The following is a 15,434-nucleotide window of genomic DNA, read 5'->3' as shown; positions in this document are numbered from 1 at the left end:
GTGCTGCGAGGATAAAAACAATGAACGACAGCATTTACCTCTCGATTCAAAACAGCCCGCGATTCAAGGAGCTGGTTAGCAAGAGGGAGCGATTCGCCTGGATTCTTTCGGCGATCATGCTAGGGCTTTACGCAGGATTCATCCTTCTGATCGCTTACGGGCCGCAGGTTCTGGGGTCGAAAATCAGCCCTGATTCCTCGATTACCTGGGGCATCCCGATCGGTGTCGGGCTGATTGTTTCGGCCTTCATCCTGACCGGCATCTACGTACGACGCGCCAACGGCGAATTCGACGACCTGAACAATGCGATTCTCAAGGAGGCTCAGCAATGATCCGGCGTCTAATGGCTCTTCTGAGCATCGCAGCGTTCGCACCTGGCGCCTGGGCGGCTGACGCCCTGACTGGTGCCGTACAGAAACAACCGCTCAACGTGGCTGCGATCCTGATGTTCGTCGCATTCGTGGGCGCGACCCTGTGCATCACCTACTGGGCTTCCAAGCGCAACAAGTCGGCAGCCGACTACTATGCGGCGGGCGGCAAGATCACCGGTTTCCAGAACGGTCTGGCAATCGCCGGTGACTACATGTCCGCGGCGTCCTTCCTGGGTATTTCCGCGCTGGTGTTCACCTCCGGCTACGATGGCCTGATCTACTCGATCGGCTTCCTGGTGGGCTGGCCGATCATTCTGTTCCTGATCGCCGAGCGTCTGCGTAACCTGGGCAAATACACCTTTGCCGACGTGGCGTCCTATCGTCTGGGCCAGACCCAGATCCGCTCGCTGTCCGCCTGCGGTTCCCTGGTCGTGGTGGCGTTCTACCTGATCGCGCAAATGGTCGGTGCCGGCAAGCTGATCCAACTGCTGTTCGGTCTGGACTACCACGTTGCGGTGATCCTGGTCGGTATCCTGATGTGCATGTACGTGCTGTTCGGCGGCATGCTGGCGACCACCTGGGTACAGATCATCAAGGCTGTCCTGTTGCTGTCCGGCGCTTCGTTCATGGCGCTGATGGTGATGAAACACGTCAACTTCGACTTCAGCATGCTGTTCTCCGAAGCGGTCAAGGTTCACCCTAAAGGTGAAGCGATCATGAGCCCTGGCGGTCTGGTGAAAGACCCGATCTCCGCGTTCTCCCTGGGCCTGGCACTGATGTTCGGTACCGCTGGCCTGCCGCACATCCTGATGCGCTTCTTCACCGTGAGCGACGCAAAAGAAGCCCGCAAGAGCGTGCTGTACGCAACCGGCTTCATTGGTTACTTCTACATCTTGACCTTCATCATCGGCTTCGGCGCGATTCTGCTGGTTAGCACCAACCCGGCCTTCAAGGATGCCGCTGGTGCCCTGATCGGTGGTAACAACATGGCGGCGGTGCACCTGGCCGATGCGGTAGGTGGCAGCATCTTCCTGGGCTTCATCTCCGCGGTAGCCTTCGCCACCATTCTGGCAGTGGTTGCCGGTCTGACCCTGGCCGGTGCTTCGGCGGTGTCCCATGACCTGTACGCCAGTGTCGTGAAGAAAGGCAAGGCCAACGAGAAGGATGAGATTCGCGTCTCGAAGATCACCACCATCGCCCTGGCGGTGCTGGCGATTGCCCTGGGCATCCTGTTCGAAAGCCAGAACATCGCGTTCATGGTGGGCCTGGCGTTCTCCATCGCCGCGAGCTGCAACTTCCCGGTGCTGCTGCTTTCCATGTACTGGAAAAAGCTGACTACTCGCGGTGCGATGATCGGCGGCTGGTTGGGGCTGGTGAGTGCGGTTGGCCTGATGATCCTCGGCCCAACCATCTGGGTGCAGATCCTGCATCACGAGAAAGCGATCTTCCCGTACGAGTACCCGGCACTGTTCTCGATGATCATTGCGTTCGTCGGTATCTGGTTCTTCTCGGTCACCGACAAGTCGACTGCAGCCGAAAACGAGCGGGCGCTGTTCTTCCCGCAATTCGTACGCTCGCAGACCGGTCTCGGGGCGAGTGGAGCGGTTTCGCACTAAGGGTTCGTGCTTTATATAAGTAGCAGCGTTTAAAAAGATGCCCCGGTCGAGAGATCGGGGCATTTTTTATTGGGCGGTGATCGCCCGAATCCTCAATATTGTGGGAGCAAGCCTGCTCGCGATGGGCGACAGAGCGCATCGGGTTGTCAGGTTGCCCGCGCTATCGTTGACGAGCATCGCGAGCAAGCTCGCTCATATAGGGGAGGAGGGGGATTAAATCGGGGGTAAACAAAAACGGCCTCTATGGGGATAGAGGCCGTTTTCGGTACAACTCAACACGCTACAGCAAGACGAATCTTACTTGCGGTCTTCCAGCTTGGTGATGTCACGCGACTCGTAGCCGGTGTACAGCTGGCGTGGACGGCCAATCTTGTACGGGCTGGAGAGCATTTCTTTCCAGTGGGAGATCCAGCCGACGGTCCGCGCCAGGGCGAAGATCACGGTGAACATGCTGGTTGGAATGCCGATCGCCTTGAGGATGATCCCCGAGTAGAAGTCGACGTTCGGGTACAGCGAGCGCTCGATGAAGTACGGGTCGGTCAGGGCGATCTCTTCCAGGCGCATGGCCAGTTCGAGTTGCGGATCGTTCTGGATGCCCAGTTCCTTCAGAACTTCGTCACAGGTCTGCTTCATGACGGTAGCGCGTGGGTCGCGGTTCTTGTAAACGCGGTGACCGAAGCCCATCAGCTTGAACGGATCGTTCTTGTCCTTGGCCTTGGCGATAAACTTGTCGATGTTCGAAACATCGCCGATTTCATCGAGCATGGTCAGAACGGCTTCGTTGGCGCCGCCGTGGGCAGGGCCCCACAGTGCAGCGATGCCGGCGGCGATACAGGCGAACGGGTTGGCACCCGAGGAGCCCGCCAGACGTACGGTGGAAGTCGATGCGTTCTGCTCGTGGTCGGCGTGGAGGATGAAGATCCGGTCCATGGCCTTGGCGAGCACCGGGCTGATCGGTTTGATCTCGCACGGGGTGTTGAACATCATGTGCAGGAAGTTTTCCGCGTACGACAGGTCGTTGCGCGGGTACATCATGGGTTGACCCATGGAGTACTTGTAAACCATCGCTGCCAGGGTCGGCATCTTGGCGACCAGACGGATCGCGGAGATTTCGCGATGCTGCGGGTTATTGATGTCCAGGGAGTCGTGGTAGAAGGCCGAAAGGGCGCCGACTACACCGCACATCACGGCCATCGGGTGAGCGTCACGGCGGAAGCCGTTGAAGAAGGTCTTCAGTTGCTCGTGAACCATGGTGTGGTTCTTGACGGTGCTGACGAACTGGGCCTTCTGTTCCGCTGTCGGCAGTTCGCCGTTGAGCAGCAGGTAGCAGGTTTCCAGGTAGTCCGACTTTTCGGCCAACTGCTCGATCGGGTAACCGCGATGCAGCAGGATGCCGTTGTCGCCATCAATATAGGTGATCTTCGACTCGCAGGAGGCGGTCGACATGAAACCAGGGTCAAAGGTGAAGCGGCCCGTGGCCGTCAGGCCCCGAACATCGATAACATCGGGACCAACGGTGCCGGTTAAAATCGGCAGCTCGACGGGGGCTGCGCCCTCGATGATCAACTGCGCTTTTTTGTCAGCCATGTGGCCTCCTATTCATGCTTGAAATCATCAGACAGACCCCCCACGCAGGGCCCGCACCACTATAGTGAGATAAATTCGAATGTCAATTTGCCTAAAGTCTTGCTCCAGAAGGCTTTAACCGGACTTTTTTCTCGAAATTGCCTGCCATTTACGCCTTTTATACGAGTTGCGCAATGCGCCGTATTGGGAAGGTATGTCCGTTGTCATTAGTAGCCTAACTGTCTATACTCGGCCACCGACCGCCAAGGGCTTTTGGGCTTGCTTTATTGGGGGTCGCCTCCCTGGGTGGTGGTTACCTGACCAGTGCACTCCCCAACAACTTTGCCCTGATTGTTAGGGGCTCTTCAGTGTGAAAAAAAAGCCGTGAAAAGCCAACGACCTGTAAACCTAGACCTAAGGACCATCAAACTCCCAGTCACTGCTTACACGTCCATTCTTCACCGTATCTCCGGTGTCATCCTCTTCGTGTGCCTTGCCATCATGCTTTACGCATTGGACAAGTCGCTGAGCTCTGAGGAAGGCTTCGGTCAGGTGAAAGCGTGTCTGACCAGTCCGCTAGCCAAGCTAGTGATTTGGGGCATTCTGTCCGCTCTGCTTTATCACCTGGTGGCCGGCGTGCGCCACTTGATGATGGACACGGGCATTGGCGAGACGCTGGAAGGCGGCAAGCTGGGCTCGAAAATCGTTATCGCCGTTTCCGTGGTGGTAATCGTTCTGGCAGGAGTTTGGATATGGTAACTAACGTCACGAACCTTTCGCGTTCGGGCCTCTATGACTGGATGGCACAACGCGTTTCTGCGGTCGTTCTCGCGGCTTACTTCATTTTCCTGATCGGATATCTCGTCGTCCACCCGGGCCTCGAGTACGCCCAATGGCATGAACTGTTCGCCAGCAACTGGATGCGTATCTTCAGCCTTCTGGCCCTTGTTGCTCTCGGCGCTCACGCCTGGGTCGGCATGTGGACCATCGCGACCGACTACTTGACGCCAATGGCGTTCGGCAAGTCCGCGACCGCTGTACGTTTCCTTTTCCAGGCAGTATGCGGCGTTGCGATGTTCGCTTACTTCGTCTGGGGTGTGCAGATTCTCTGGGGTATCTGAGTCATGGCTAACATTCCAACGATTTCTTTCGACGCCATCATCATTGGTGGCGGCGGCGCCGGCATGCGCGCAGCGCTGCAGCTGGCACAGGGCGGTCACAAGACTGCCGTGATCACCAAGGTGTTCCCGACCCGTTCGCACACCGTATCGGCTCAGGGCGGCATCACTTGCGCCATCGCTTCCGCGGATCCGAACGATGACTGGCGCTGGCACATGTACGATACCGTCAAGGGTTCCGACTACATCGGTGACCAGGACGCTATCGAATACATGTGTCAGGAAGGCCCGGCCGCAGTTTTCGAACTGGACCACATGGGTCTGCCGTTCTCCCGCACCGAAACCGGCCGTATCTACCAGCGTCCGTTCGGCGGTCAGTCCAAGGATTACGGTAAAGGCGGCCAGGCTGCCCGTACCTGCGCGGCATCCGACCGTACCGGTCACGCGCTGCTGCACACCCTTTATCAGGGCAACCTGAAAGCCGGTACCACGTTCCTGAACGAGTACTACGCTGTGGACCTGGTGAAGAACGACGACGGCGCGTTCGTCGGCGTTATCGCCATCTGCATCGAAACCGGTGAAACCTCCTACATCCGTTCGAAAGCCACCGTGCTGGCGACCGGCGGTGCAGGCCGTATCTACGCTTCGACCACCAACGCCCTGATCAACACCGGTGACGGCGTCGGCATGGCTCTGCGTGCAGGCGTTCCGGTACAAGACATCGAAATGTGGCAGTTCCATCCGACCGGCATCGCCGGCGCCGGTGTACTGGTAACCGAAGGTTGCCGTGGTGAAGGTGGTTACCTGATCAACAAGCACGGCGAGCGTTTCATGGAGCGTTATGCTCCGAACGCCAAAGACCTTGCTGGTCGTGACGTTGTTGCCCGTTCGATGGTTAAAGAAATCATCGCCGGCAACGGTTGCGGTCCGAATGGCGACCACGTAATGCTCAAACTCGACCACTTGGGCGAGGAAGTGCTGCACAGCCGTCTGCCTGGCATCTGCGAACTGTCCAAGACTTTCGCACACGTTGACCCGGTTGTTGCTCCGGTTCCGGTCGTTCCGACCTGCCACTACATGATGGGCGGCGTTGCCACCAACATTCATGGCCAGGCGATCACCCAGGACGGCGAAGGCATGGACACCATCATCCCGGGCCTGTTCGCCGTAGGCGAAGTGGCTTGCGTATCGGTACACGGTGCCAACCGTCTGGGCGGCAACTCGCTGCTCGACCTGGTGGTATTCGGCCGTGCTGCCGGCCTGCACCTGGAGAAGGCGCTGACCGACGGTATCGACTACGACGACGCTACCGAAGCCAACATCAACACCGCTCTGGCCCGTCTGTCCGCCCTGAACGGCCGTACCGATGGCGAAGACGTAGCAACCCTGCGTCGCGAGCTGCAAAGCTGCATGCAGAACTACTTCGGTGTATTCCGTACCGGCGAATACATGCAGAAGGGTATTGCACAACTGGCCGAGCTGCGTCAGCGCATCGCCAACGTCAAGATCAACGACAAGTCGCAGGCGTTCAACACTGCGCGTATCGAAGCTCTTGAGCTGCAAAACCTGCTGGAAGTGGCTGAAGCTACCGCCATCGCTGCCGAAGTACGTAAAGAGTCCCGCGGTGCTCACGCCCGTGAAGACTTCGAAGACCGTGACGACGAAAACTGGCTGTGCCACACCCTGTACTTCCCGGGTGAGAAACGCGTTGCCAAGCGTGCCGTGAACTTCTCGCCGAAGACTGTTCCGACTTTCGAACCTAAAGTCCGGACTTATTAAGGGTGACCGCCATGTTGCAAGTCAGTGTTTATCGCTACAACCCTGATGTGGACGCTGCGCCGTTCATGCAGGAATTCCAGGTCGATACCGGTGGTAAAGACCTGATGGTGCTGGACGTGCTCGCGCTGATCAAAGAGCAGGACGAAGGTTTCTCCTATCGTCGTTCCTGCCGTGAAGGCGTTTGCGGCTCCGACGGCATGAACATCAACGGCAAGAACGGCCTGGCGTGCATCACGCCGCTGTCCGCTGTTGTAAAAGGTAACAAGTTGATCGTTCGTCCACTGCCAGGTTTGCCGGTTATCCGTGACCTGGTCGTCGATATGAGCATCTTCTACAAGCAATACGAGAAGGTGAAGCCATTCCTGCAGAACGACACGCCGGCTCCGGCCATCGAGCGTCTGCAGTCCCCGGAAGAGCGTGAAAAGCTCGACGGTCTGTACGAGTGCATCCTGTGCGCCTGCTGCTCGACCTCGTGCCCATCCTTCTGGTGGAACCCGGACAAGTTCCTGGGTCCAGCTGCCCTGCTGCAAGCGTACCGCTTCCTGGCAGACAGCCGCGACACCAAGACTACCGAGCGTCTGGCTTCGCTGGATGACCCGTTCAGCGTATTCCGCTGCCGCGGGATCATGAACTGCGTCAACGTATGTCCGAAAGGCCTGAACCCGACTAAGGCCATCGGTCACATCCGTAACATGCTGCTCTCCAGCGGCGTGTGATTCAGCTGTAAAAAGTAGCACCGCTGTACCCGTGGAACGCTACGGCGCAGGCTTCAACCGGCGCCGTAGCTTTAACCTGAGCAGTAGCCCAAAAGGTTACGGCTCTTATTTTGAAGAAATGAGACAAGCAGGGGCATCCGGGCTGGTACCCGGACTATCAGCGTGATCCTAAGTGGCTTGTTTTGGTCGCTGCATTCGGACTTCTGCAAGTTTGCTCGGTGTCGACGCCGGTGGTGTTCCCCTAACCGAGGGTGACCAAGCATGCAAGAAAGCGTGATGCAGCGCATGTGGAACAGCGCCTACCTTTCCGGAGGTAACGCTGCCTATGTGGAAGAGCTTTACGAGCTCTACCTGCACGACCCTAACGCTGTGCCAGAAGAGTGGCGCACCTACTTCCAGAAGTTGCCTTCCGATAGCAACTCTGCCACCGATGTTTCGCACTCCACAATTCGCGATCATTTCGTGTTGCTGGCAAAGAACCAGCGCCGCGCCCAGCCGGTTTCCGCCGCAAGCGTGAGCACTGAACACGAGAAGAAGCAAGTTGAAGTGCTGCGATTGATCCAGGCCTACCGTATGCGTGGCCACCAGGCAGCCAAGCTTGACCCGCTTGGACTGTGGCAGCGCACTGCACCTGCAGACCTGTCGATCAATCATTACGGCTTGACCAATGCCGATCTTGATACGACCTTCCGTGCCGGCGACCTGTTCATCGGCAAAGAGGAAGCGAGCCTACGCGAAATTCACGAAGCGTTGCAGCAGACATATTGCCGCACCATCGGCGCTGAATTTACGCACATCACCGATTCTCAGCAGCGCCAGTGGTTCCAGCAGCGTCTGGAAAGCGTACGCGGCCGTCCGACGTATTCCGCGGACATCAAGGGTCACCTGCTCGAGCGCGTAACTGCCGGTGAAGGCCTGGAAAAATACCTGGGCACCAAATACCCGGGCACCAAGCGTTTCGGTCTGGAAGGCGGCGAAAGCCTGATTCCGATGCTCGACGAACTGATCCAGCGTTCCGGCTCCTACGGCACCAAGGAAGTCGTCATCGGCATGGCCCACCGTGGCCGTCTGAACGTTCTGGTCAACACCTTCGGCAAGAACCCGCGCGAGCTGTTCGACGAGTTCGAAGGCAAGAAGAAGGTCGAGCTGGGTTCCGGTGACGTTAAATACCACCAGGGCTTCTCGTCCAACGTGATGACCGCAGGTGGTGAAGTTCACCTGGCCATGGCGTTCAACCCGTCCCACCTGGAAATCGTTTCCCCGGTGGTCGAGGGTTCGGTTCGCGCCCGTCAGGATCGTCGCAACGACCTGACCGGTGAGAAGGTTCTGCCGATCTCCATCCACGGTGACGCGGCATTCGCCGGTCAAGGCGTGGTGATGGAAACCTTCCAGATGTCGCAGACCCGCGGTTTCAAGACCGGCGGTACCGTGCACATCGTGATCAACAACCAGGTTGGTTTCACCATCAGCAACCCGTTGGACTCGCGTTCCACCGAGTACGCCACCGACGTTGCGAAGATGATCCAGGCGCCGATCCTCCATGTGAATGGCGATGATCCGGAAGCCGTACTGTTCGTGACTCAGCTGGCCATCGACTACCGCATGCAGTTCAAGCGTGACGTGGTGATCGACCTGGTCTGCTACCGTCGTCGCGGTCACAACGAAGCGGACGAGCCTAGCGGCACCCAGCCTCTGATGTATCAGCAGATCACCAAGCAGCGCACTACCCGTGAGCTGTATGCCGATCAACTGACCCAGAGCGGTGTGCTGGACGCAGAGCGTGTTCAGGCGAAAGTCGACGAATACCGCAACGCGCTGGACAACGGTCTGCATGTTGTAAAAAGCCTGGTCAAAGAGCCGAACAAAGAGCTGTTCGTGGACTGGCGTCCGTATCTGGGCCACGCCTGGACCGCGCGTCACGACACTCGCTTCGATCTGAAGACCTTGCAGGAGCTGTCCGCCAAGTTGCTGGAAACTCCGGAAGGCCTGGTTGTTCAGCGTCAGGTCGCCAAGATCTACGAAGACCGCCAGAAGATGCAAGCCGGTGGTTTGCCGATCAACTGGGGCTTCGCCGAGACCATGGCGTACGCGACCCTGCTGTTCGAAGGTCACCCGATCCGCATGACCGGCCAGGACATCGGCCGCGGTACGTTCTCGCACCGTCACGCTGTTCTGCACAACCAGAAAGACGCCAGCACCTACGTACCGCTGAAGAACCTGTACGACGGTCAGCCGCGTTTCGAAATGTACGACTCGTACCTGTCGGAAGAAGCCGTACTGGCATTCGAATACGGTTACTCGACCACCACGCCGGATGCGCTGGTGATCTGGGAAGCCCAATTCGGTGACTTCGCCAACGGTGCCCAGGTGGTTATCGACCAGTTCATCACCAGTGGCGAGCACAAGTGGGGCCGTCTGTGCGGTCTGACCATGCTGCTGCCGCACGGTTATGAAGGTCAGGGTCCGGAGCACTCGTCGGCTCGTCTGGAGCGTTACCTGCAACTGTGTGCCGAGCACAACATTCAGGTGGCTGTACCGACTACCCCGGCGCAGATCTACCACCTGCTGCGTCGTCAGGTTATCCGTCCGCTGCGCAAGCCGTTGATCGTATTGACTCCCAAGTCGCTGCTGCGCCACAAGCTGGCCATCTCGACTCTGGAAGATCTGGCCGAAGGTTCGTTCCAGACCGTTATCCCGGAAATCGATGCACTGGACCCGGCAAAGGTCGAGCGCGTTGTTCTGTGTAGCGGCAAGGTCTACTACGACCTGCTGGAAAAACGTCGTGCCGAAGGCCGTGACGATATCGCCATCGTGCGTATCGAGCAGCTGTACCCATTCCCTGAGGACGACCTGAAGGAAGTCCTGGCTCCTTACACCAACGTCAAGCATGCCGTGTGGTGTCAGGAAGAGCCGATGAACCAGGGTGCCTGGTACTGCAGCCAACACCACCTGCGTCGTAGCATCGCAAACCTCAACAAGTCTCTCGTACTCGAGTACGCGGGCCGTGAGGCTTCCGCCGCACCTGCATGTGGTTACGCATCGATGCACGCCGAGCAGCAGGAAAAACTGCTGCAAGACGCCTTTACTGTTTAACGCCTTCGCGCACCAGAAACCGAATTTAAGGACCCACAGATAATGGCTATCGAAATCAAAGCCCCTACTTTCCCGGAATCGGTTGCCGACGGCACCGTTGCCACCTGGCACAAGAAGCCGGGCGAAGCCGTAAAGCGTGACGAGCTGATCGTCGACATCGAAACCGACAAAGTCGTTCTGGAAGTGTTGGCCACTGCTGACGGCGTGCTGGGCGCTATCGTCAAGAACGAAGGCGACACCGTTCTGTCCGACGAAGTGCTGGGCTCGATCGTTGAAGGTGGCGCTGCCGCCGCAGCGCCTGCTGCTGCTCCAGCCGCCGCTCAGGCCGCTGCCCCTGCTGCCGATGGCGAAGACGATCCTGTCGCTGCACCGGCTGCTCGCAAGCTGGCTGAAGAAAACGGCATCAACATCGCTTCCGTTGCCGGTACCGGCAAAGGCGGTCGCGTGACCAAGGAAGACGTGGTTGCAGCCGTTGCCGCCAAGAAAGCCGCTCCAGCTGCCGCGCCTGCCAAGGCCGCTGCTCCTGCCGCTGCCGCTCCGGTATTCGCTGCCGGTGACCGCGTTGAGAAGCGCGTTCCGATGACCCGTCTGCGTGCCAAGGTTGCCGAGCGTCTGGTTGAAGCTCAATCGAACATGGCGATGCTGACCACTTTCAACGAAGTGGACATGACCGAAGTCATGGCTCTGCGTTCGAAGTACAAGGACCTGTTCGAGAAATCCCACAACGGCGTGCGCCTGGGCTTCATGTCGTTCTTCGTGAAAGCGGCCACCGAAGCTCTGAAGCGCTTCCCGGCTGTCAACGCGTCGATCGACGGTGCCGATATCGTTTACCACGGCTACGCCGACGTCGGTGTTGCCGTGTCCAGCGACCGCGGTCTGGTTGTGCCGGTTCTGCGTAACGCCGAACTGATGAGCCTAGCTGAAATCGAAGGCGGCATCGCGACTTTCGGCAAGAAAGCCCGTGACGGCAAGCTGTCGATGGAAGAAATGACCGGTGGTACCTTCACCATCACCAACGGCGGTACTTTCGGTTCGATGATGTCGACCCCGATCGTCAACCCGCCGCAAGCCGCAATTCTGGGCATGCACAACATCATCCAGCGTCCTATGGCCGTCAACGGCCAGGTCGTTATCCGTCCGATGATGTATCTGGCACTGTCCTACGATCACCGTCTGATCGATGGCAAAGAAGCTGTAACCTTCCTGGTGACCATCAAGAACCTGCTGGAAGATCCGGCTCGTCTGTTGCTGGATATCTAAAGAGCAGCTGCAAGCTTCCAGCTTCAAGCCCCAAGCTCAAGACGAGCGGAGGGACTTGCAGCTTGGAGCTTGCGGCTTCTAGCTTTATTGCTAACGAGGATTTTTTGAATGTCGCAAAAATTTGACGTAGTAGTGATCGGTGCGGGCCCTGGCGGCTACGTAGCTGCCATCAAGGCTGCCCAACTGGGTCTGTCCACCGCCTGCATCGAGAAGTACACCGACGGTGAGGGCAAACTGGCCCTGGGCGGTACCTGCCTGAACGTCGGCTGCATTCCATCCAAGGCGCTGCTGGACAGCTCCTGGAAGTACAAGGAAGCCAAAGAAAGCTTCAACGTACACGGCATCTCCACCGGCGAAGTCAAAATGGACGTCGCTGCGATGGTTGGCCGCAAGGCTGGCATCGTCAAGAACCTGACCGGCGGTGTTGCCACCCTGTTCAAGGCCAACGGCGTCACTTCGATCCAGGGCCACGGCAAACTGCTGGCCGGCAAGAAAGTCGAAGTCACCAAGCCAGACGGCTCGGTTGAAGTCATTGAAGCCGAAAACGTGATCCTGGCCTCTGGCTCGCGTCCGATCGACATCCCGCCTGCTCCTGTTGACCAGAACGTCATCGTTGACTCCACTGGCGCCCTGGAATTCCAGACCGTGCCTAAGCGTCTGGGCGTGATCGGTGCTGGCGTTATCGGCCTGGAACTGGGTTCGGTATGGTCGCGTCTGGGTGCAGAAGTGACTGTCCTGGAAGCCCTGGACACCTTCCTGATGGCAGCCGACACCGCTGTTTCCAAGGAAGCGCTGAAAACCCTGACCAAGCAGGGCCTGGACATCAAGCTGGGCGCTCGCGTGACCGGCTCGAAAGTGAACGGCGAAGAAGTTGTCGTTAACTACACCGATGCCAACGGCGAACAGACCATCACTTTCGACAAGCTGATCGTAGCCGTTGGTCGCCGTCCAGTGACCACTGATCTGCTGGCTGCCGACAGCGGCGTGACCATCGACGAGCGTGGTTTCGTATTCGTCGACGACCACTGCGCGACCAGCGTACCGGGCGTTTACGCCATCGGTGACGTGGTTCGCGGCATGATGCTGGCGCACAAGGCGTCGGAAGAAGGCATCATGGTTGTCGAGCGCATCAAGGGTCACAAGGCCCAGATGAACTATGACCTGATCCCTTCGGTTATTTATACTCACCCGGAAATCGCGTGGGTCGGTAAAACCGAACAGGCCTTGAAAGCTGAAGGCGTTGAAGTTAACGTCGGCACCTTCCCGTTCGCAGCATCCGGTCGTGCAATGGCCGCCAACGATACCGGTGGTTTCGTCAAGGTCATCGCCGATGCCAAGACTGACCGCGTATTGGGCGTTCACGTGATTGGCCCGAGCGCTGCAGAACTGGTTCAGCAAGGCGCGATCGCGATGGAATTCGGCACCAGTGCTGAAGACCTGGGCATGATGGTTTTCTCCCATCCGACCCTGTCCGAAGCCTTGCACGAAGCTGCTTTGGCAGTGAATGGCGGCGCCATTCACGTCGCCAACCGCAAGAAGCGTTAAGACACAATAAGAAACCACGGCGGTATCGGCCCGTCGTGAGCCTTGCGTGCAAGACTCACCGCGGAATGTCCGCTGGACGCAGTCTTGCGTAGCCGCACCGGGTATCCGGAAACGCTACGCAAGCAGCAGTCACAGGTGGTGCGGCACTGATTCTGGTGCAGCACCGAATGCGCAGTACCTAACGAAGACGGTAATAAGCATGAATCTTCACGAGTATCAGGGTAAGCAGCTGTTCGCTGAGTACGGCCTGCCAGTATCCAAAGGCTACGCGGTAGACACCCCGGAAGCAGCAGCAGAAGCTTGCGACAAAATCGGCGGCAGCGAGTGGGTTGTCAAAGCCCAGGTCCACGCTGGTGGTCGCGGTAAAGCGGGCGGCGTTAAGCTGGTTCGCAACAAAGAAGACGCCAAAGCCTTCGCACAGCAGTGGCTGGGCAAGCGTCTGGTGACTTACCAGACTGACGCCAATGGTCAGCCAGTCACCAAGATCCTGGTTGAATCGTGCACTGATATCGCTAAAGAGCTGTACCTGGGCGCTGTCGTAGACCGTTCGAGCCGTCGCATCGTGTTCATGGCTTCCACCGAAGGTGGCGTGGACATCGAGAAAATCGCTCACGACACTCCAGAAAAAATTCTGAAAGCCACTATCGATCCACTGGTTGGCGCTCAGCCATTCCAGGGTCGCGAGCTGGCTTTCCAGCTGGGTCTGGAAGGCAAGCAAGTTGCCCAGTTCGCCAAGATCTTCGTTGGTCTGGCCAAACTGTTCCAGGATCACGATCTGGCCCTGCTGGAAGTGAACCCGCTGGTGATCAAGGCTGACGGCGATCTGCACTGCCTGGACGCCAAGATCAACATCGACGCCAACGCCATGTACCGTCAGCCTAAGCTGAAGACTTTCCACGATCCGTCCCAGGACGATCCGCGCGAAGCGCACGCTGCCAAGTTCGAACTGAACTACGTAGCGCTGGAAGGCAACATCGGTTGCATGGTCAACGGTGCTGGCCTGGCCATGGGTACCATGGACATCGTCAACCTGCACGGCGGTAAGCCAGCCAACTTCCTCGACGTGGGCGGCGGTGCTACCAAAGAGCGCGTTACCGAAGCTTTCAAAATCATTCTGTCCGACACCAACGTCGCTGCAGTACTGGTTAACATCTTCGGCGGCATCGTTCGTTGCGACATGATTGCCGAAGGCATCATCGGTGCAGTGAAAGAAGTCGGCGTGAAAATCCCGGTTGTTGTTCGTCTTGAAGGCAACAACGCTGAACTGGGCGCTAAAGTACTGGCAGAAAGCGGTTTGAACATCATCGCTGCTACCAGCCTGACCGACGCTGCTCAACAAGTCGTTAAAGCTGCGGAGGGCAAGTAATGAGCGTCCTGATCAATAAAGACACCAAAGTTATCTGCCAGGGTATTACCGGTTCGCAGGGTAGCTTCCACACCCAGCAAGCCATCGAGTACGGCACCAAGATGGTTGGTGGTGTAACTCCAGGCAAAGGCGGCACCGAGCACCTGGGTCTGCCAGTGTTCAACACCGTGAAAGACGCCGTAGCAGCCACTGGCGCCACCGCCAGCGTGATCTACGTTCCGGCTCCTTTCTGCAAGGACTCGATCCTGGAAGCTGCTTTCGGCGGCATCAAGCTGATCGTCTGCATCACCGAAGGCATTCCTACCCTGGACATGCTGGACGCTAAAGTTAAGTGCGACGAGCTGGGTGTTACCCTGATCGGCCCTAACTGCCCAGGCGTGATCACTCCAGGCGAATGCAAGATCGGCATCATGCCAGGTCACATTCACTTGCCAGGCAAGGTCGGTATCGTTTCCCGTTCCGGCACCCTGACCTACGAAGCTGTGAAGCAGACTACTGACGCCGGTTTCGGTCAGTCGACTTGCGTCGGCATCGGTGGTGACCCGATCCCGGGTTCGAACTTCATCGACATCCTGAAGCTGTTCCAGGAAGACCCGAAGACCGAAGCGATCGTCATGATCGGTGAGATCGGCGGTTCGGCTGAAGAAGAAGCGGCTGCCTACATCAAGGCACACGTGACCAAGCCGGTTGTTTCCTACATCGCTGGTGTGACTGCTCCTCCGGGCAAGCGCATGGGCCATGCTGGCGCAATCATCTCTGGCGGCAAAGGCACTGCAGACGAGAAATTCGCTGCTCTGCAAGACGCAGGCGTGAAAACCGTGCGTTCGCTGGCAGACATCGGCAAGGCCCTGGCCGAGCTGACTGGTTGGGCCGTCAAGTAAGCCTCGCGCTTAACTGACGCTTCACCAAACAAAGGCCACCTTCGGGTGGCCTTTGTCGTTTCCGGGCGTTGAGTTGACTGCGCTGACGCCATCGCGAGCAGGCTCGCTCCCACGATGGAAATA

The 15,434-nt window shown here is 58.2% G+C and carries 12 protein-coding genes; 11 read left to right on the top strand and 1 reads right to left on the bottom strand.

All coding sequences use genetic code 11. The features are described from left to right. Window positions 1–20: 20 nt before the first annotated feature. Window positions 21–332 (top strand): DUF485 domain-containing protein, encoded by a 312-nt coding sequence (locus tag K9857_RS15405; protein ID WP_175379126.1) that lies wholly within the window; start codon window positions 21–23, stop codon window positions 330–332. Further along, entirely contained in the window at window positions 329–1,987 is a 1,659-nt protein-coding gene (locus K9857_RS15400; RefSeq protein ID WP_224537141.1) for a cation acetate symporter, read from the top strand. Before K9857_RS15405 ends, K9857_RS15400 begins: the two co-directional genes overlap by 4 nt. 297 nt (window positions 1,988–2,284) lie before the next feature. Here K9857_RS15400 and gltA read toward each other — a convergent pair whose 3' ends face one another. After that, entirely contained in the window at window positions 2,285–3,574 is a 1,290-nt protein-coding gene (gene gltA / locus K9857_RS15395; protein ID WP_007977501.1) for a citrate synthase, read from the bottom strand. Window positions 3,575–3,937: 363 nt separating this feature from the next. Here gltA and sdhC point away from each other — a divergent pair, with 363 nt between their 5' ends. The 9 genes from sdhC (at window position 3,938) to sucD (ending at window position 15,311) form a co-directional block, all read left to right on the top strand. Continuing rightward, window positions 3,938–4,312: a succinate dehydrogenase, cytochrome b556 subunit gene (gene sdhC / locus K9857_RS15390; RefSeq protein ID WP_224537140.1), complete on the top strand. Its 375-nt coding sequence runs from the start codon at window positions 3,938–3,940 to the stop codon at window positions 4,310–4,312. Then, entirely contained in the window at window positions 4,306–4,674 is a 369-nt protein-coding gene (gene sdhD / locus K9857_RS15385) for a succinate dehydrogenase, hydrophobic membrane anchor protein (RefSeq protein WP_224537138.1), read from the top strand. Before sdhC ends, sdhD begins: the two co-directional genes overlap by 7 nt. 3 nt (window positions 4,675–4,677) lie before the next feature. Beyond that, complete coding sequence (gene sdhA / locus K9857_RS15380; protein ID WP_224537136.1) at window positions 4,678–6,450, top strand: succinate dehydrogenase flavoprotein subunit; 1,773 nt, start codon at window positions 4,678–4,680, stop codon at window positions 6,448–6,450. Window positions 6,451–6,461: 11 nt separating this feature from the next. Continuing rightward, on the top strand, window positions 6,462–7,166 hold the full coding sequence (locus tag K9857_RS15375; protein ID WP_085723447.1) for a succinate dehydrogenase iron-sulfur subunit: 705 nt from the start codon (window positions 6,462–6,464) through the stop codon (window positions 7,164–7,166). Window positions 7,167–7,427: 261 nt separating this feature from the next. Beyond that, window positions 7,428–10,259 (top strand): 2-oxoglutarate dehydrogenase E1 component, encoded by a 2,832-nt coding sequence (locus K9857_RS15370; protein ID WP_224537135.1) that lies wholly within the window; start codon window positions 7,428–7,430, stop codon window positions 10,257–10,259. Between the two features lie 42 nt (window positions 10,260–10,301). Beyond that, window positions 10,302–11,519: a 2-oxoglutarate dehydrogenase complex dihydrolipoyllysine-residue succinyltransferase gene (gene odhB / locus K9857_RS15365; protein WP_224537133.1), complete on the top strand. Its 1,218-nt coding sequence runs from the start codon at window positions 10,302–10,304 to the stop codon at window positions 11,517–11,519. 108 nt (window positions 11,520–11,627) lie between these two features. After that, a complete protein-coding gene (gene lpdA / locus K9857_RS15360; RefSeq protein ID WP_224537131.1) occupies window positions 11,628–13,064 on the top strand; it encodes a dihydrolipoyl dehydrogenase in 1,437 nt (478 codons plus the stop codon). 199 nt (window positions 13,065–13,263) lie between these two features. Continuing rightward, window positions 13,264–14,430, top strand: a complete 1,167-nt coding sequence (gene sucC, locus K9857_RS15355) for an ADP-forming succinate--CoA ligase subunit beta (RefSeq protein WP_224537129.1) — start codon at window positions 13,264–13,266, stop codon at window positions 14,428–14,430. Further along, complete coding sequence (sucD, locus tag K9857_RS15350; RefSeq protein WP_003223019.1) at window positions 14,430–15,311, top strand: succinate--CoA ligase subunit alpha; 882 nt, start codon at window positions 14,430–14,432, stop codon at window positions 15,309–15,311. Before sucC ends, sucD begins: the two co-directional genes overlap by 1 nt. Window positions 15,312–15,434 lie beyond the last annotated feature (123 nt).

The organism is Pseudomonas sp. REP124, from assembly GCF_020164475.1.
GTDB lineage: Bacteria > Pseudomonadota > Gammaproteobacteria > Pseudomonadales > Pseudomonadaceae > Aquipseudomonas.
Note: the sequence above shows the minus strand (reverse complement) of the source record. Positions and strands in the feature narration are given on the sequence as shown.